Raw genomic sequence first — 17,453 nt, 5'->3', positions numbered from 1 at the left:
GGCTCAGACCGCTTGGCCGAGGCTGATGCCCAGGCGGGTGAGGGCGAGTTTCAGTGCGTCGGCCAGGTTCGCCTTGGTCACCACACCTTGCAGGTCGAGGCCGAGGTGGACGATGGTCTGGGCGATTTGCGGACGTACGCCGCTGATGATGCAGTCGGCGCCCATCAGACGAATCGCGGTCACGGTTTTCAGCAGGTGCTGGGCGACCAGCGTGTCGACGGTCGGCACACCGGTGATGTCGATGATGGCGATTTCCGAACCGGTGTCGACGATGCGTTGCAGGAGCGATTCCATCACCACTTGGGTGCGTTGCGAATCGAGGGTGCCGATCATCGGCAGCGCCAGCACGCCGTCCCACAGCTTGACCACCGGAGTGGACAGCTCCAGCAGTTCTTCCTGCTGACGCTTGATCACCGCCTCGCGGGATTTCTGGAAGGTGCGGATGGTGTGCAAGCCGAAGGCGTCGAACAGCTCGGAAATTTCCCAGAGTTGTTCGGCCAGCAGCGCGGGTTGTTCGCGATAGTGACTCTGCAGCAGGGAGAACAGCGGGCCTTTGAGGGCGAAGATGAAACTGGCGGTCTGTTGCGAGTCCTGACCGAGCAGGGCACGGCTATGGGAGAGCTTTTCGAGGAACTGGCGGGTGGACTCCCAGCCCGGCGCATTGATGTTGGTGCCGTTGTCGTCCTGCAGGCCGTTGATCACCAGTTGCAGGAATTCGCTGGTCTGCTGTTGCAGGTCGTGTTCTTTGAGGTTGCGGTTGGCGCCGCTGGTTTCCAGTCCGTTGATCCATTCGCCCAGCAGTTGTGGTTGTTTGTTCTTCATCGCATCGAGTGTGCTGTTCTGCAGTGCTGCCATGTGCCTGTTGCTCCGTAACGAATTGGGGGCCGATTCTGCAAAAATTGACCGGCGCGAAGTCAGTGACCTTTGCCGTTCAAAATAGTTGTTCGGTTGCGCGAGGATATTTTTGACCTGACGCAAAGAATGCCCCGATAACTCTAGTCGGCATGGCTGCAGTCGGCGGCTTTTTGCTTGCAGAACGGGAGGCACGGCCACAAAAAAGCCGCATCGACCGAATGCGGCTTCAGGGGCGGGCGAGCGGATTATTTGCTTGGATGCTTGGCTTGCAGGTCTTTGGCCGCGGCCAGGTGTTTTTCCAGCGCCGGGAGCATTTTCTGGGCGAAGGCTTTCAACTCGGTGGCACCTTTGACCTGGTCGTCGGTCACGGTGTTGGCCTCTTTCTTGAACAGCTCGATGGTTTCTTCGTGGGCCTTGACCTGGTTGTTGGCGTAGGCCGCATCGAACGATTCATCGCGCATGTCGAGGATCTTTTCCTTGGCCTGCTTGACCAGGGTGGTGGTGTCCGGAACCTTGATGTCATGGGCCTGGGCAATGCTTGCCAGCTCATCGTTGGCCTTGCTGTGGTCAGTGATCATCATGTTGGCGAAGGCCTTGATGTCGGCCGACTGGCTTTTTTCCAGGGCGAGACGGCTGGTTTCGACCTCGGCAATGCCACCGGCTGCGGCGTTGTCGACAAAGCTGTTCGAGGTGGCGGCGAAGGCACTGCCCATGCCAGCGCTCAGTGCGACAGCCAAAACGAGATGACGCAGGTTGAATCCGTCCATTGATGTTTCTCCACACAGGTTTTTGTTGACGTTATGCAATGGAGGGAGTGGAGCGGGAAAAGGTTTGATCGCGTTTCCGACAGGGCGACGAACGGCCACCGCTGGTCTGACAGGAGGTCGACAGAACGGCCCGACCAAGGCCATTCTGATAACTGCCAGCGCAATCGGTCGCGTTGGCTGCCGATCAATTGACGGAGGTGTTCCATGCCGGTGACTCATGACCTGTATCAGGATTTGAAGCTAACGAAGGAAGAGGTCCAGCAAAAACGCACCGAGGATCCGTTTCTGGATGCGCTGATCAACAAGTACTCCCAGGCGGACGCCGAAGTAGTCAAGGCCGAGACGGCGACCTCGGATGCACCCAGCGATGACACACTGAAAAAGCTCAAAGAGAAACGCTTGCAGGTCAAAGACAAGATCGTCGCGCAGTTACAGGCTCGATCCTGACCGTCAGTCGCTTCACCGATCCGCGATGGTGAAATGACTGAACGCAGCTCCCGACCGGCACCTCGAATGTACAGAGTCTTCACTTACCGACTCATTGCGAGGTGCCTCATGAACAGACCCAGATTCCCCAGTGAAGAGCAGGGCGGTTTCGACCCGGTTCCCACGCATCCCGAACCCAACAGCCCGGCGCACACCACGACCCATCCCGAGGAGCCGGATGAGGATCTGCCTGAAGACGAAGATCCGGACAAGTTCGACAGGTCGGGCAACTGATAGACCGCTATCGCGAGCAGGCTCACTCCTACAACTGGAATGCAATCCCCTTGTGGGAGCGCGCTTGCTCGCGAAGAGGCCTGCACAGGCGAAATCATTGTTGCCTGACACTCCGCCTTCGCGAGCAAGCCCGCTCCCACATTGGCCATGCATCATTTCAATGCATCCGCCAACGGCAACCGCGCCATGTGCGTAGCCTTCAGCGACCCCAGATACAACCAGTCCCCATATTCCCGCGCCGTGGTGAAAGTTGACCCAGTCCCAGTGTGGGAGCGGGCTTGCTCGCGAAGAGGCCTGCACAGGCGAAATCATTGTTGCCTGACACACCGCTTTCGCGGGCAAGCCCGCTCCCACATTTGCCATGCATCATTTCAATGCATCAGCCAACGGCAACCGCGCCATGTGCGTAGCCTTCAGCGACCCCAGATACAACCAGTCCCAATATTCCCGTGCCGTGGTGAAAGTTGACCCAGTCCCAGTGTGGGAGCGGGCATGCTCGCGAAGAGGCCTGCACAGGCGAAATCATTGTTGCCTGACACACCGCTTTCGCGAGCAAGCCCGCTCCCACATTCGTCATGCATCATTTCAATGCATCCGCCAACGGCAATCGCGCCATGTGCGTAGCCTTCAGCGACCCCAGATACAGCCAGTCCCCATATTCCCGCGCCGTGGTGAAAGTTGACCCAGTCCCAGTGTGGGAGCGGGCTTGCTCGCGAAGAGGCCTGCACAGGCGAAGTCATTGTTGCCTGACACACCGCTTTCGCGAGCAAGCCCGCTCCCACATTCGTCATGCATCATTTCAATGCATCCGCCAACGGCAATCGCGCCATGTGCGTAGCCTTCAGCGACCCCAGATACAGCCAGTCCCCATATTCCCGCGCCGTGGTGAAAGTTGACCCAGTCCCAGTGTGGGAGCGGGCTTGCTCGCGAAGAGGCCTGCACAGGCGAAATCATTGTTGCCTGACACACCGCTTTCGCGAGCAGGCTCGCTCCCACATTGGCCCGGACTCACTTCAATGCATCCGCCAACGGCAACCGCGCCATGTGCGTAGCCTTCAGCGACCCCAGATACAGCCAGTCCCCATATTCCCGCGCAGTGGTGATCGGCGAGTAATTTCCGCTGCTGGCGTCTTGCAGATTAGCGATCACCTTACCCTCAAGATCCAGCCCCAGGACAAACCCGCGTTTCTCCACCGGTTTGGGCAATACCGTCAGCGCGCGCACGATCATCTTGCGTACGAACGGGTGCCCGGCGGTGCCATCGAGCAAGGCACTGCGCGGCGCGTAGAGCGCGACCCAGAAGCGGTTGCTGCCGTTGAAGGCGAGGTTGTCCGGCAGGCCGGGCAGGTTGTCGATGAACAGGTCGTGGGTCCCGGTTTTGGGCCCCGTCAGCCAGTAGCGGCTGATGCGGTAGGCGCCGGTTTCGTTGACCAGCACATAGGCGTCATCCGGGCCGAGGGTCACGCCGTTGGCAAACTCCAGTTTGTCGAGGAGTACGCTGGTCTTGCCGGTCTGAAAGTCATAACGCAGCAAACGGCCGTCGCCAGCGTGTTCGATGATCGCTTCGCCGTCATGGCCATAGCCCCAGCGGCTGCTGGCGTCGCTGAAATAGGCGTAGTGCCCGGACTTGTCGATCGCTACATCGTCGGTAAAACCGAAGGGCAGGCCATTGGCCTCGGTAGTCAGAGGAATCAACCGACCCTGGGCGTCCAGCGACAGCAGACCTTTGACCGCATCGGCGATCACCAGCAAACCATTGGGATGTCGCGCCAGACCCAGCGGCCGGCCGCCGGTGTCGGTCAGCACCTTGCGCTCCTTGCCATCGAGGCTGGTGCGGATCAGTCGCCCGTCATGCAGACCGGTGATCAGGAAGTCGCCTTCCAGCAGCAGTGCTTCGGGGCCGTCGATATCACCCGGGCCAACCTGTTCAGCGGCCTTGAGCCGCTGGTTTTCCGCGTACGGCCCCTCGCTCAGAGACGGCGCCGCTGGCGGCTTCCACGCCACCGGCTGCACCTTGGTCGGCATCAGCAGCAGAAACGCGATGACGAGGATCACCAGCACTGACAGCAGGCGCTTCATGAACGGTGCCCCGTCAGCGCCAAGTGTCTGAGCGCCATACCGCGCAGGGCCTGCATCGAGGTCGCCGATTCACGTTCGATGCGGCGCTTGAGCAACAAGCGATTGGCAAGGCGCATGCCCAGGCCATCGAATTGGTAATCCAGGGTGCGCACGAACCGCGTGCCATCGGCTGCGGCCGCGCATTCGTAGGTCAGCAGCAGCGATAAACCGTGATCGCCGCGCGCTTTTGCGCACCAGCGTCGACCGGGCAGGTACTCGGTGACTTCCCAGCGCAAATGGCCGGCGCGCCCACCGGCATGAATGTCTTCTTCGAAACGCGCACCGGCATGCAACGGGCCTTGCGGGCCGTCGATTTTCAGCGACGACGGGTGCCATTCGGGCCAGTGGCTGACGCTGGCGGCGTAGCGGAGCACGGCAATCGGCTCGCCGGCGATGTCGATCTGGTGCTGCATGCGGGTCATGGGTGATCTCGAATAGCGCAACGGAGCGGGGTGCGGCTCCCAGTACAGGGTGCCGAACAGGTAATCCATCAGCGGGAAAACGATATTGAAATTGCGTTCCTGCATGCGCTCGCGACGGTGATGCAACTCATGCAGATGACGCATCTGACGGATCCACGGCAGGCGGGTCAGCAGGTTGTGCGGTGGCAAATGCTCGCAGGCGTGAAACACCTCGTAGGCCAGATAGCCCAGCACCATGCAGCCGCCGAACAGCCCGGCGACATTGGTATTGAGCTGCGCAAGCAGCCACCACAACGGCAGGGTAATGACTAGCGTATGCACCACGATCAGCCAGGCCGGAAACAGGATCACCCGCCAGTCGCGAGCACCGTCATAGGTCATCTGGCCGGGGGTGAAAAAGCTGTGATGATCGCCGGCATGCCGGGCGTAGAACAGCTTGGCGAAAGTTTTTTTGTGATGGCCGAGATGGCGATGGACCATGTACACGCCGAAGTTGAAGAACAGCAGGGTCAGCGGCACGCTCAGCCATTCCAGCGGCTGTACCTGATGCGCGCTGCTCCAGAATGCGCCGATCGCCAGCACGCCGAACAGCAGCACGAAGGCGCCGTGCAGCCACGGGTTGTACAACGGATGAATGGCCGCACGGTAGCGGCTGCGGAATGCCTCGGTGGTCTGCCTCACTGCGTTCACCTGTGGGTATTGTTGTTATACCCGGCAGATTAGCCGATCCGGCCGTTTGTGCAGGCCGCACCTTGAGGTCACTTGCGCCATGCTCCGGTGTAAAGCGGCCGACTCAGCTCAACGGGTTCCAGCGTTGCGACCAGTCGTCATCGGTGGCGATCACCTGGCGCAGCAGATCGAAGGCCTGCTGCAGCGTGGCCGAGTCACGTTCGCGGGCGTACACCAGATAGGTCGGGTAACCGAATTCCGGGGCTTTGGTCACCGCTTCCAGCGCGCCGGTTTCCAGATAGCTGCGTACCACGCGCGTGCGGAAGTAGCCGCTGCCGCCGTGTTCGAGGATGTATTGCAGGGCCAGCGGGCCGAGGTTGAAACTCAGCGCTGCTTTGGCCTTGTCCGGCAGGGCGGCGTCGTGTTGCCGACGGAAATCCGGCCCCCAGTCGATGTAGACGTAGGGATCCGGGCGGTTCGGCGCACGCACCAGAATCAACTTCTCTTCCAACACCTGCTCGACCTGCAGGCCCGGCCAGTATTCGGGCTGATAGACCAGTGCGGCATCGAGCACACCAAGTTCGAGTTGACGCAGGAGGTTTTCGCCGTCGCGGATTTCCATGCGCAGGGCATGCCCGGGGATCTTCTCGCGCAGTTCGGCGGCCCAACTGAGCATCAACGGATTGCACAGGCTGACTTCACCGCCGATGTGCAGCACGTTGTGATAACCGTCCAGCAGCGGCAGGTCGCGCCGCGCGGCTTCCCATGTCTGCACCAGTTGATTGGCGTAGACCACAAAGGCTTCGCCATTGGCGGTGAGTTTCGCCCCGGCACGGTTGCGCACGAACAGCGTACTGCCCAACTGACTTTCAAGTTTCTGCACCCGGGCGGTGATCGCCGTCTGCGTGACGAACAGCTTCTGCGCCGCCGCAGCGAGACTGCCGTGGCGAACGATTTCCAGAAAGGTGCGGGCGAGATCGATGTCCATGGGCGGGCCGGTGTCTGAGGTGCGGGCATTGTAAAGGCAAAAGCCCCTCACCCTAACCCTCTCCCGGAGGGAGAGGGGACTGATTGGGGAATATTGAAGAAATACACCGACTTGAACGATCAGCGTTGAATCCATAATCGACCGAGATATTTCAGGTCGATGCGGGGCGCCAGACACTTTGGTCAGTTCCCTCTCCCTTGGGAGAGGGCCAGGGTGAGGGGAAGGCAGTCACCGCAAAATCAACTGGCCAACTCGGTCGAACGCACCCGCGCCCAGTCTTCCACCAGCCGCGCCGGTGTGCCGCAGGCCTTGCGCTTGTAGACGAAGTGGCGGCACTTCTCGGCAAACTGGTTGCGGTTGTAGAGCATGTCTTCCTGCATTTCCTGCAGTTCGTTTTCCCGGGACTGCTGGATCAGCACCTGATCGACCCGCAACTTGCGCTCGCGCACGGCGGCGTAGGTCGGATCGCTCAGCGTTGCGTTGGCCCTCTGCAGCAGCCACAGCGAAAACTCATCCGGGCAGCGCGGGCCGATTTCCTGGACCATGCCCAGTTGCAGCGCCTGCGTGGCACTGACCGGCAGACAGGCCTGGGTCAGTTGCTCGGCCATCGCCGGGCCGACGGCGCGGGGCAGGCTGTAGGTCCAGTATTCCGAGCCATACAGGCCCATGCTCTTGTAATGCGGATTGAGCACGATGTCGGCGCGGGCAAACACGATGTCGGCAGCCAGCGCCAGCATCACGCCGCCGGCCCCGGCATTGCCGGTCACCCCGCTGACCACCAGTTGCCGGGCGCTGAGCAGTTCGGCGCAGACATCGTCGATCGCCTGAATATTCGCCCACGCTTCGGCCCCCGGGTCCTGCGCGGCCTGGATCACGTTCAGGTGCACACCGTTGGAGAAGCTGCCGCGCCCGCCCTTGATCAACAGCACGCGAGTGTCCCGAGACTTGGCCCAGCGCAGCGCCTCGACCATGCGCTGGCACTGTTCGGTGCTCATCGCGCCGTTGTAGAACTCGAACGTCAGCTCACCGACATGCCCGGATTCGCGATAGCGGATCGGCTGATAGGCCTCGTCGCTGAACGGCTGGCGGGCAATCGACCAGTCGAGGATTGGTACGCCGGCCAATTGCCCGGCCAGCACATGCCGCGCCGGTTGCTTGAAGGTTTCTTCGCCGGGTAGCGGTTTGCGCCGCAGCGAGCCGATCCACAAGCTGTGATCGCCGGTCGCGACCAGCACCGCGTCGTCATGCACCGCGAGAATCTTGCCGGGAATGCCGGTGCGCTGATCGAGGTGCGCGTCGTACACGTAATACTGCCCGCCGGCCAGACTCGCCAATACCCCGGGCTGGCCGTCGGCGGCGTCGATGCAGCGTTTGATGAAGCGCGAACAGTCGTGCCAGCTGAAGGTACGGTCGTCCTGCTTCATGTTCGGCTGCAAGCGGCCGCGGACTTTGGGGTCGGTGTAATCCAGTGCGACCGGTTGCACGCCGTCGATGAATTTCTCGACCACTTCGCGAATACAGCGAATCGCCGCATCGCTGACCCGACCGTTGTACAGCTCGGACTTGCGCAGGCCCGAGGGCAGATTGAATTCGCAGGTGGCCCAGACCGGGCCGGCGTCCATTTCTTCCACCGCTTGCAGGGCGGTCACGCCCCAGCGCGTCAGTTCATTGCTGATCGCCCAATCCAGCGCGCTGGCGCCACGATCGCCGACGATTCCGGGGTGGATGATCACCACCGGACGCCGGGCATTGCTCCACAGCGCATGCGGCACGCGGTCCTTGAGGAACGGGCAGATCACCAGATCGGCGCCGCTGTGTTCGATCTGTTCGCACACCGAGGCTTCATCGGTGAACACCACAACGCTGGGCGAGTGCCCGGCCTGGCGCAGCTCCAGCCAGGCGCGTTGGGTCAGGCCGTTGAATGCCGAGGACAGCAGAATAATCTTCAGTGATCGCATGGTTTTCTTCCTTGAAGGGATAGCCGCGGGCTCCCGGTGAGCCGTCCTTGGCGTTCGATGGAGCGCGCAGATTAGAGAGTGCTTCAGGGTGGGCAACTGACCGGGATCAACGTTGTGTCAGTCAATATTTCTGCGGCGACGGCGCGTCTTATTCTCAATAGTTTGCTTATCCTGATTTTTAATTACTTCAAATGTAAGCGGCGCTATTGCACAGTCGCCCCCTGATCTGGAGCCGGACGATCCCGGCAGAACGATGGTTTTCGCAGCGGGTGGGACCCGTTTCAGGGAGCAAGACATGGGTGATGTTCAAAACCCGCATTACCGGATGATTGGGCAAATGTTCCAAAAGGACTATCGCTGGCTGTGCGCTGCCGTTGGCCGCACGCTGGGTTGCCCGCACAGTGCACAAGACATCGCATCGGAAACCTTTCTACGGGTGTTGGCCCTGCCGGATCCGACCGCCATTCGCGAGCCGCGGGCGCTGCTGACCACCATCGCCCGGCGGCTGGTCTATGAAGGCTGGCGCCGCCAGGACCTGGAACGCGCCTATCTGGAAAGCCTGGCACTGGCGCCGGAACCGGTGCATCCATCGCCGGAGGAGCGGGCGCTGGTGATCGAGGCGCTGCTGGCGGTTGATCGCCTGCTCAACGGTTTGTCGGCTAAAGCCAAAGCCGCGTTTCTCTACCATCAGCTCGACGGTTTGACCTACAGCGAAATCGGCGAACGGCTGGGGGTTTCCACCAGCCGGGTGCAGCAGTACATGGTCGAGGCCTTCAAGCGTTGCTATCAGGCGATGCAGGCATGAGGCCGGACGAAGCGGTGATCGACGAGGCGGCGCAGTGGATGGCACTGTTGCAGTCCGGCGAGGCCAGCGCAGGCGAGCGTGCCGCGTTCGAAGCGTGGCGCGCGGCCGACCCGAGGCACCAGCGGATCATCGAGCAAATGGGCGGCGGCCTTAACCTGCTGCGTAATCCGACCTTGCGCGGGCTGCCGCGTAACAGCCTGCTGCATAGCCTGAACGCACCGTCGAGTCGGCGGCGCTTTCTCAGCGGCAGCTTGAGTGTGCTCGGCATCGCGGTGCTGGCCGGGTTGCTCGGGCGTCGTTACGGCTGGCTGCCGGAAGCCGGTGAACTGGCGACCGGCACCGGCGAACGACGCGATTTCACTCTGGAGGATGGCAGTGCGCTGAGCCTGAATGCGCGGACGCGCGTAGTGACGCAATTCGATGCGGTTCAGCGCTTGTTGGCATTGCGTACGGGCGAGTTGTTGGTGGATGTCGCCAAGGATCCTGCACGGCCATTCGTGGTCGAGACCGAGCACGGTCGGATGCGTGCGCTGGGGACGAAATTCCTCGTGCAACAAAACGATGATTTCACCCGCCTGGTGATGCTGCACTCGCAGGTCGAAGTGGTTACCGCCGGCGGTGCGCGGCAGGTGGTGGAGGCGGGGGAGAGTCTGCGGTTCAACGCACAGGACATTCTGGCTCTGGAGCGCAGTACAGGGCAGGAAAGCGCCTGGGTACAAGGTCGCCTGGAAGTGCGCGACCGACCGTTGAGCGAAGTGATCGACGGCCTGCGCCCATACCGACGCGGCATCCTGCACCTGAGCCCCGAAGTGGCCGATCTGCGCCTGAGCGGTCTTTATCCGCTGGACGATAGCGACCGCACCCTGCAACTGCTGGAGCGCTCGCTGCCGATCCGCGTGACCTGGCACAACCCGTACTGGGTCAGCATCGGCGCACGGTTATAGCGTCATAACTTCTTGGCCTAATCGCCGCCCTATAAAAAGCGCCGGCCCGCTGCTCATTCCCTGCAGACGCCTTCAACAGGGAAGCCCCTCGATGTTCTTATTCAAACAACAATTACCTGGTTTGACCCTCGCCGCCGCGTTGGCGATGGGGCTGGCGCCGCAGGCGGTTTTCGCTGCGGATCCTGCCGCTCAAGTGTTCACCTTCGACATCGCCAGCGGCCCGCTCGATGAGGTCCTGCTGGACATCTCGCGTCAGACCGGCGTCCCGATCTCGTTCAGCCAGAATCTGGTGCAAGGCAAGCGCAGCAGTGCGGTGCGCGGTGCGTTGGGTGGACGTCAGGCAGTCGAGAAGGCGTTGCTTGGCAGCGGCCTGCAAGTCGAGCAGAGCGCCCAGGGCCTGAGTGTGCGCGAAGGCGAGGCGAACACGCCGGTGGCGGCCAAAGTCAGCGCCGTGGCCCCAGCGACCAGCGCCGATTACCGCATGGAAAAAGTCACCGTCACCGGCTCGCGGATCGCTCGCGCGCAAAGCGATGGTGCGACCCCGGTCAACGTCATCACTCACGAAGAGATGGAAGCGCGTGGCTACAAGAACGTCTACGACGCCCTGGCGACCCAGACGCAAAACACCGGCATGACCCAGGGCGAAGACTATGGCAACACCTGGCAGCCGGCGGCCAGTGCGATCAACCTGCGCGGACTCGGCCCCAATCACACACTGGTGCTGATCAACGGCCGACGCGTCGCCGATTACCCGACCCCGTACGACGGCAAGGTCAACTTCACCAACCTGGCGAACATTCCCTCGGCGGTCATCGAACGCATCGAAATTCTCAGCAGCGGCGCCTCGGCGATCTACGGTTCGGACGCGATTGCGGGGGTGGTCAACATCATCCTCAAGAAGCAGATCAATGGCATCGACGTCAACCTCAAGGGCGGCACCAGCGAGCGTGGCGGTGGCGACAATCAGCGCCTGCAAATCAGCGGCGGCGGCAGTTGGGGCGACTTCGACGGCTTGTTCGGCCTGGAGCTGACCAACCGCGATCCGATCTGGGCCGACGACCGAGGCTTCATGCAGAGTGGCCCGCTGGCGGACGTCGGTTACCGTCGCGACCTGAGCAACAACCGCTACCTTGGCCCCGGTTGCGGTGCCTATCAAGGCACTTTCGATAACAAGCTGTTGAACAATGGTGGGCGCTGCCGCACCGATCAGATGTACAACGATTACTGGACCATTCAGACGCAAAAGGAAAACTACGACGGCTACACCCGCGGCACCTGGCACTTCAGCGATAGCGGTCAAGTGTTTGCCGACTTGATGTATGGCCTCGATCACATCCAGAACAACACCCGGGGCCCGACCTTCACCTCACCGGATTTCATCAACCAGAACAGCGGCAATCTTGAGCGCTGGTATCGCCGTTACGGAGAAGAGGAAATCGGTGGCCGTACCAGCAACAACAGCAAGTGGACCGACACGTCGTGGACCGGCACCCTCGGCCTCTCGGACAAGATCGCCGACACCGGCTGGAACTACGATCTGGCCGCCAACCGCTCGGAATACCGCAGCGTTAGAACCACGCGCTACACACCGCTGTCATCGATTCAGGATTTCTACCTCGGCCCGCAATTGGGCACACGTAACGGTTACCCGGTGTTCTCTCCCGATGCCTCGCGTCTCGATCGCCCACTGACGCCACAGGAATGGGATCAGTTTCGCAGCAACCTGACCCAGAACAGCAAGTCGGTTTCCACCAGCTACAACGCCTCGGTCAACGGCGATCTGTTTGACTTGCCGGCCGGCCCGGTCGGATTTGCCGGTGTGCTGGAGGCGGGCAAGCAGGAATATCGCGTCGACCCGGACGACGGTCTGAATGACGGCACTTTCTATGGCGTGAGCCCGGCGCAAAGCTCCGGCGGTTCGCGCAAGCGCTACGCGGCGGGCGGCGAGTTCAGTATTCCGGTCACCGACACCGTGCTGGCCACCGCCGCCGGGCGTTGGGATCAATACAAATTCAGTGGCCGCAGCGAGCAGCAGAAGACCTATAACCTTGGGCTTGAATGGCGTCCGGTCACCAGCCTGTTGCTGCGCGGCAGCTATGGCACCAGTTTCCGCGCACCGGACCTGAACTACATCTATCAGTCCGACAGCAACGGTTACTACCCGGCGCAGATCGACTACTACGGTTGCAGCCAGGGTGTGCAGGGGGCGTGTGATCGCGGGCGGGTCGACTACACCCAGAGCGGTACCCCGGACCTTGAGTCCGAACGCGGTAAATCCTGGACCTATGGTTTTGTCTGGTCACCGTCGCGCAATTTCGATTTCTCCACCGATTTCTGGCGTGTAGAGATCGACGACCTGCTGACCACCGTCGACGAAAACCGCCTGCTGCAACAAGAGAACGAATGCCGCAACGGCACCCAGGACATCAACTCGGCCAACTGCCAGTCGACCCTGGCGCGCATCGACCGCAACCCGGGCAATGCCGCTATCGATCCCAACCAGTTGCAACGGGTGCGAGTCAATGCGATCAATGCCGCCAGCGAGCGGGTCAGCGGTCTGGACTTCAAGAGCAACATTCGTTGGGGGGCCGGCCAGTACGGCGCATTCAGCTCGGCGCTGGGCTACACCCTGGTGCTGTCGCATTTCTACAAGGAGTCCGACGAGGCGCCGACTCAGGACTGGCGCACTTCGCGAACCAACTACGACTGGCGCAGCAAGGTCAACGCCAGTCTGACCTGGGATTACCAGAAAGCCACGGCGACGCTGATGGGCATTCGCTATGGCTCGGTGACCAACGGCGCGGGCGACGGGCGTCTGTCGCCATGGACGGTGTTCAATGCCAGTGCGCGCTACAAGCTCAATGACCGCGCCAGTGTCGGCCTGACCGTGAACAACGTGCTTAACCAGATCAAGCACGATGACTCGGCCGGCTGGCCGTATTACCCGACCGGTAACTATGACCCGTACGGGCGGCAGTGGTGGCTGGATGTGAGTTATCACTTCGGCAGTTGAGCACGCGTTATTCGTCCGTAACGTCCTACGGAAACAGGCGGGGTTTTCGCATAAGTGGGGATATTTCCGACGACATTCTCAGGTTGGTCGTCGGAAGCGCGATCTATAGCATCGGACATGACATTGAAGTCGTACATGGCCTGGACGCTCAGGCCTCTGATAACGGATGGATCATGCGAACTCATCACCTCGAATACGAAACGCCTGCTTATTCCCATCGCCTTCAATGGCGTGACGATCGTGCCAGATGCCCCGTGGAGGATGTCGCGATGCCCAGCGTCAAGATACCCCGGCTGACGGGTGTGAAGAGGGCCGAGGGCAAACCTGTCGACTTGCTCGTGCATGGCCGGAACATAGGTGACGACGCCTTTCTGATCGTTCAACTTACCGACGAAGGTTTTGAGCTGAACGATGTGGTCAACATGCTTTCAACCTCTGAACTGTATCTGCAAGGCGATATGGTCAAACGTATCACCGGCAAGTCGGTCAGAACCGTACGGCGATTACTGAAGGAAGGTAAACCGGTACGGCTTGATTCCCAGCAGAGCGTCGTCGCCTACCAATATGCCTTGGTGCTGGAAAAGGCCATTCACGCCTTCGGGAGGCAGTCACGGGCCGAAGAGTGGCTGCGCAAACCCAGCACCTACCTGAGCGGTCGCGTACCCATCGAGTTTATCCGGCACTCACTGGGGTTTCAGATGGTGGAGCAGTATCTGGGGCAGCTGATATACGGGGTTTACCCATGAATCCCTTGCCCTGGGACGAGCATTGGTATGCCTGGCGGCTGGACCCCGAGATTTACGGAGGGACGTGGGACAGCGGGATGGGTTCGAATCTCAATGGTGGCCGATGGAACATACCCGGGCGGCGAGTCGTTTATGCATCAGTCGATCCGTCCTCGGCGATTCTGGAGGTGGCAGCCAATCGCAGTTTTGATGCGCTCGACAGCGAACGTTATGTACTCACGTGCTTTGAGGTCATCAGCGAAGCAAAGGTGAAAATCGTCCAGCCGGAGGAGGTGCCGAATCCTTACTGGTTGAGCCCTGCAAAGCCTTCCCCCAATCAACAACTGTTTGCCGATGCGTTACTCGCTGAGCATCCGTTTGTACTGATCCCCTCGGCGGCGACCCGGCACTCCTGGAATCTGCTGGTGAGCTGCGAATTGGCAGAGGGGCAGTTCAAGATGGTTTCCCAGGAGCGGTTTGGGCTGGATACCCGGTTGCTGAAGGAGAAGGAACTGGCTTGATCCACGCTTGCCATTTTTTGCATAACCTCATCACCCAACGGTCTAAATCGGGCTCTATAAAACGCTGCTGTCCATTGCACATCCCTGCATAAACCAAAACGCAGGGATGGCTGTTCATGATCCATTTTTTACCCGTTCGATCTCGTTTGAGCCTGGCCTTGCTGCTGGCAATCAACACCTTGCCGGCGGTCGCCGCTGACGAGCCGACAACCCAGCTGCAACGAGTCGAGGTCACCGGCACGGCGATTCGCCGGGTCGATGCTGAAACGGCGGTGCCGGTCACCATTCTGCGAGTTGAAGAACTGCGCGAGCAGGGCGTGACCACCACCGAAGAACTGGTGAGCCGGATTTCCGCAAACCAGTCCTCAGTCGGCTCGGGGCGTTCGGTGGGTTCGAGCAGCGGCGGTGCGTCGTATGCGGATTTGCGTGGCATCGGCCCGAACAAGACGCTGGTGCTGCTCAATGGTCGGCGGCTGAGCAACAACGCGACCAATGCGATCAATGGTTCCGGGGTTGACCTGAATACCATCCCGTTCGCCGCCATCGATCGTGTCGAGGTGCTGCGTGATGGCGCCTCGGCGCTGTACGGCACCGATGCGATCGGCGGGGTGATCAACTTCATCACCAAGACCAGCCTGACCGAAGGGCAACTCAGCACCAACTACGACACGCCGACCCATGCCGGCGGTGGTGAAAGTCGTAATTTCAGCGGCAGTTGGGGCTTTGGCGATTTGCAGGATGACCGTTTCAACGTGTTCGGCGTGGTCAGTTATGACAAGCAGCAACGCCTGGCTGCCGAGGATCGTGGCTACACCTACAACTATCAGCCTGGACGCGGCCTCGACTACACCTCCGGCACTGCATCACCGGCGAACTGGAGCCAGGGCAGCAACGCCACCAACCCGCTGGCCAGTTCCGGCTGCAACGCCCCGGGCCTGCTGGCGCGCAATGGCATCTGCCGCCAGAGTCTGTGGAACTACCTCGACCTGGTGCCGGAAACCGAGAAGACCTCGGCCTTCGCCAAAGCAACCGGCAAGCTTTCGGACGACCACAACGTCAGCCTCGAATACTTTTGGGCGCGCAACGAAAACCGCACGCAGATCGGTCCCGGCACGTTGATGGGTAACCAGGTCAATCCCGGCACGGCGTTTTATCCCGGCAACGGCATTACCCCAGGCCCGAACAGCTTCGCTCTCGACCCGACGCAGCCGGTCGATGTGAATTGGCGCGAAAGCGCTGTCGGCGCCCGTCAGCATGAAGACGACAACACCGGGCAGCGTTTGCTGCTGAGCTTTGACGGCAGCGTGGTCGGTTGGGACTACAACGTCGGTGCGTCGTACAACCAGAACAAAGTGGTCAACAGCATCGAGGCCGGCTATGTCAACGACCGCGCCGTCAGCGCCGGCATTGCCAATGGCATCATCAACCCGTTCGGTGCGCAGACTGCTGCCGGGCAGGCGCTGCTGGCAGCCAATTCCGTAGACGGCGATTACGGCACGGCGGTCGGCCGCGTGAAGGCGATTGACGGGCGTGTCAGCCGCGAGATCGGTGACTGGTTCGGTGCCGGCCCTTCGGCGCTGGCGCTGGGTGGCGAATACCGCAAGGAAGATTTCCATCAGGACTTCGCCCAGTTCGCCGCCGACGTGCAGAGTCTGGGTGTCGACCCCAATGCCAGTGTCGCGGGGGATCGCAGCGTCTCGGCGCAGTACGCCGAGGTCAACGTGCCGGTGCTCGACAGCCTCGAATTGTCCGCCGCCGTGCGCCACGACAAGTACAGCGATTTTGGCAGCACCACCAACCCGAAATACTCGTTCCGCTTCCAGCCGTTCAAGGAACTGGTGGTGCGTGGCGCCTACAGTGAAGGTTTTCGCGCGCCGTCACTGTACGAGTTGTACAACCCCAACTTCACCACATTCACGGTCGCCAACTACAACGACCCTCGGCTGTGCGCAGGCGGCAACCCGAGCAACGGCGGGATCGCCAACCGTGACTGCGCCCAGCAGTTCTACAGCAGAACCGGTGGCAACACTGACCTGAGCCCGGAAACCGCACGCAACGTTACCCTCGGCTTCGTCTATCAGCCGTTCGAACGCCTGACCACCGGGCTGGATTTCTGGTGGATCAACATCGCCAACCAGATCGCAGAGTTCCCGGAATCGGCGGTGTTCGAGAACCCGGAGCTGTACCCGGACCGCCTGATTCGCAAGCCTGACGGTTCCATCGATCACATCGTCACGGGCCTGGCCAACCTCGGCAAGATCAAGACCAATGGTGTCGATGTCAGCTTCGATTACCGTTTGCCGAGCACTCCGTACGGTAACTTCGGGATCGGCCTGCAGGGCACTTATGTCAGTCGGTACGAGTACCAGCAGCAGCTCAAGGGCGACTACATCGACAAGCTCGGCGATTTCCGCGGCGGCGACTTCTCCTCGGCCGGTGCCGTGGCCCGCTGGCGCCACAGCCTGACCGGCAGCTGGAACTACGGCCCCTACGGTATCGCCCTGACCAACCGCTACACCAGCGGCTACCACGACTCCGACCGCGAGACCCACGATTACGTTGGCTCGTACAACGTCTGGGATCTGGCTGGCACCTACACCTGGCGCAAAACCCTCAGCGTAACGCTCGGCGCGAAGAACCTGTTCGATCGTGAGCCACCGTTCAGCAACCAGACCTACACCTTCCAGAGCGGCTACGACCCGAAATACGGCGACCCGTTCGGCCGGACGCTGTACACGCGGGTCAATTACAAGTTCTGAAAATGCCCAGAGGGGGCGGGTTTTAGTCACTTATTGATCTAAAGCCAGCCCTATAAAAATCGCCGGCCTGTTGCACATCACAGGTAGGCAGGACGTTTGGTGACTGTACTGGCGCCTTCGCGAGCAAGCCCGCTCCCACAGGGGAACAGCGGTGAGCACAACTTCCTTGTGGGAGCGGGCTTGCTCGCG

The 17,453-nt window shown here is 61.1% G+C and carries 14 protein-coding genes; 8 read left to right on the top strand and 6 right to left on the bottom strand.

Annotation, left to right across the window (positions count from 1 at the left end; translation table 11 throughout):
• Positions 1-3: 3 nt before the first annotated feature.
• Entirely contained in the window at positions 4-855 is an 852-nt protein-coding gene (locus M0814_RS00985) for an STAS domain-containing protein (RefSeq protein ID WP_003225566.1), read from the bottom strand.
• 245 nt (positions 856-1,100) lie between these two features.
• Positions 1,101-1,622 (bottom strand): DUF4142 domain-containing protein, encoded by a 522-nt coding sequence (locus tag M0814_RS00980; RefSeq protein WP_103486616.1) that lies wholly within the window; start codon positions 1,620-1,622, stop codon positions 1,101-1,103.
• Between the two features lie 204 nt (positions 1,623-1,826).
• Here M0814_RS00980 and M0814_RS00975 point away from each other — a divergent pair, with 204 nt between their 5' ends.
• On the top strand, positions 1,827-2,069 hold the full coding sequence (locus M0814_RS00975) for a DUF465 domain-containing protein (RefSeq protein ID WP_027613686.1): 243 nt from the start codon (positions 1,827-1,829) through the stop codon (positions 2,067-2,069).
• A gap of 108 nt (positions 2,070-2,177) precedes the next feature.
• The gene (locus M0814_RS00970) at positions 2,178-2,342 is read left to right on the top strand and encodes a hypothetical protein (RefSeq protein WP_177434750.1); all 165 of its coding nucleotides are present in this window, start codon (positions 2,178-2,180) and stop codon (positions 2,340-2,342) included.
• 1,008 nt (positions 2,343-3,350) lie between these two features.
• Here the strand turns inward: M0814_RS00970 and M0814_RS00965 are convergent.
• The 4 genes from M0814_RS00965 to M0814_RS00950 form a co-directional block, all read right to left on the bottom strand.
• Entirely contained in the window at positions 3,351-4,421 is a 1,071-nt protein-coding gene (locus tag M0814_RS00965) for an SMP-30/gluconolactonase/LRE family protein (protein ID WP_112997831.1), read from the bottom strand.
• The gene (locus M0814_RS00960) at positions 4,418-5,563 is read right to left on the bottom strand and encodes an SRPBCC family protein (protein WP_103484777.1); all 1,146 of its coding nucleotides are present in this window, start codon (positions 5,561-5,563) and stop codon (positions 4,418-4,420) included. The genes M0814_RS00965 and M0814_RS00960 overlap by 4 nt, the downstream gene beginning before the upstream one ends.
• A gap of 112 nt (positions 5,564-5,675) precedes the next feature.
• On the bottom strand, positions 5,676-6,539 hold the full coding sequence (locus M0814_RS00955) for a LysR family transcriptional regulator (protein WP_045122483.1): 864 nt from the start codon (positions 6,537-6,539) through the stop codon (positions 5,676-5,678).
• Positions 6,540-6,778: 239 nt separating this feature from the next.
• Complete coding sequence (locus tag M0814_RS00950; protein WP_103484776.1) at positions 6,779-8,497, bottom strand: hydrogenase maturation protein; 1,719 nt, start codon at positions 8,495-8,497, stop codon at positions 6,779-6,781.
• Positions 8,498-8,792: 295 nt separating this feature from the next.
• On the opposite strand from M0814_RS00950, the gene M0814_RS00945 reads away from it, so the two are divergent.
• The 6 genes from M0814_RS00945 to M0814_RS00920 all read left to right on the top strand — a co-directional run bounded on the left by M0814_RS00945 (position 8,793) and on the right by M0814_RS00920 (position 17,264).
• Positions 8,793-9,302 carry a sigma-70 family RNA polymerase sigma factor gene (locus M0814_RS00945; protein ID WP_003225554.1) on the top strand — a complete coding sequence of 170 codons (510 nt, stop codon included), beginning with the start codon at positions 8,793-8,795 and terminating at the stop codon, positions 9,300-9,302.
• Positions 9,299-10,246, top strand: a complete 948-nt coding sequence (locus M0814_RS00940) for a FecR family protein (protein WP_003225552.1) — start codon at positions 9,299-9,301, stop codon at positions 10,244-10,246. The genes M0814_RS00945 and M0814_RS00940 overlap by 4 nt, the downstream gene beginning before the upstream one ends.
• 91 nt (positions 10,247-10,337) lie before the next feature.
• Complete coding sequence (locus tag M0814_RS00935) at positions 10,338-13,259, top strand: TonB-dependent receptor (protein WP_103484775.1); 2,922 nt, start codon at positions 10,338-10,340, stop codon at positions 13,257-13,259.
• 269 nt (positions 13,260-13,528) lie between these two features.
• Positions 13,529-14,005 (top strand): MbcA/ParS/Xre antitoxin family protein, encoded by a 477-nt coding sequence (locus M0814_RS00930; RefSeq protein ID WP_103484774.1) that lies wholly within the window; start codon positions 13,529-13,531, stop codon positions 14,003-14,005.
• Complete coding sequence (locus M0814_RS00925) at positions 14,002-14,505, top strand: RES family NAD+ phosphorylase (protein ID WP_103484773.1); 504 nt, start codon at positions 14,002-14,004, stop codon at positions 14,503-14,505. Before M0814_RS00930 ends, M0814_RS00925 begins: the two co-directional genes overlap by 4 nt.
• Before the next feature lie 116 nt (positions 14,506-14,621).
• Positions 14,622-17,264, top strand: coding sequence for a TonB-dependent receptor (locus M0814_RS00920; protein WP_103484772.1), 2,643 nt, complete (start codon positions 14,622-14,624; stop codon positions 17,262-17,264).
• Positions 17,265-17,453: the final 189 nt, after the last annotated feature.

The sequence above is a fragment of the Pseudomonas sp. MWU12-2020 genome, from assembly GCF_023100605.1.
GTDB classification, from domain to species: domain Bacteria; phylum Pseudomonadota; class Gammaproteobacteria; order Pseudomonadales; family Pseudomonadaceae; genus Aquipseudomonas; species Aquipseudomonas fluorescens_H.
The sequence above is the reverse complement of the archived record's forward strand: the minus strand, read 5'-3'. Positions and strand labels throughout refer to the sequence as shown.

What these genes read in the sequence shown, in the direction of transcription:
- M0814_RS00920 (WP_103484772.1), top strand. Translation starts at nt 14,622, where the DNA reads ATGATCCATTTTTTACCCGTTCGATCTCGTTTGAGCCTGGCCTTGCTG.
- M0814_RS00935 (WP_103484775.1), top strand. Translation starts at nt 10,338, where the DNA reads ATGTTCTTATTCAAACAACAATTACCTGGTTTGACCCTCGCCGCCGCG.
- M0814_RS00930 (WP_103484774.1), top strand. Translation starts at nt 13,529, where the DNA reads ATGCCCAGCGTCAAGATACCCCGGCTGACGGGTGTGAAGAGGGCCGAG.
- M0814_RS00950 (WP_103484776.1), bottom strand. Translation starts at nt 8,497, where the DNA reads ATGCGATCACTGAAGATTATTCTGCTGTCCTCGGCATTCAACGGCCTG.
- M0814_RS00975 (WP_027613686.1), top strand. Translation starts at nt 1,827, where the DNA reads ATGCCGGTGACTCATGACCTGTATCAGGATTTGAAGCTAACGAAGGAA.
- M0814_RS00970 (WP_177434750.1), top strand. Translation starts at nt 2,178, where the DNA reads ATGAACAGACCCAGATTCCCCAGTGAAGAGCAGGGCGGTTTCGACCCG.
- M0814_RS00955 (WP_045122483.1), bottom strand. Translation starts at nt 6,539, where the DNA reads ATGGACATCGATCTCGCCCGCACCTTTCTGGAAATCGTTCGCCACGGC.
- M0814_RS00940 (WP_003225552.1), top strand. Translation starts at nt 9,299, where the DNA reads ATGAGGCCGGACGAAGCGGTGATCGACGAGGCGGCGCAGTGGATGGCA.
- M0814_RS00980 (WP_103486616.1), bottom strand. Translation starts at nt 1,622, where the DNA reads ATGGACGGATTCAACCTGCGTCATCTCGTTTTGGCTGTCGCACTGAGC.
- M0814_RS00985 (WP_003225566.1), bottom strand. Translation starts at nt 855, where the DNA reads ATGGCAGCACTGCAGAACAGCACACTCGATGCGATGAAGAACAAACAA.
- M0814_RS00945 (WP_003225554.1), top strand. Translation starts at nt 8,793, where the DNA reads ATGGGTGATGTTCAAAACCCGCATTACCGGATGATTGGGCAAATGTTC.
- M0814_RS00965 (WP_112997831.1), bottom strand. Translation starts at nt 4,421, where the DNA reads ATGAAGCGCCTGCTGTCAGTGCTGGTGATCCTCGTCATCGCGTTTCTG.
- M0814_RS00925 (WP_103484773.1), top strand. Translation starts at nt 14,002, where the DNA reads ATGAATCCCTTGCCCTGGGACGAGCATTGGTATGCCTGGCGGCTGGAC.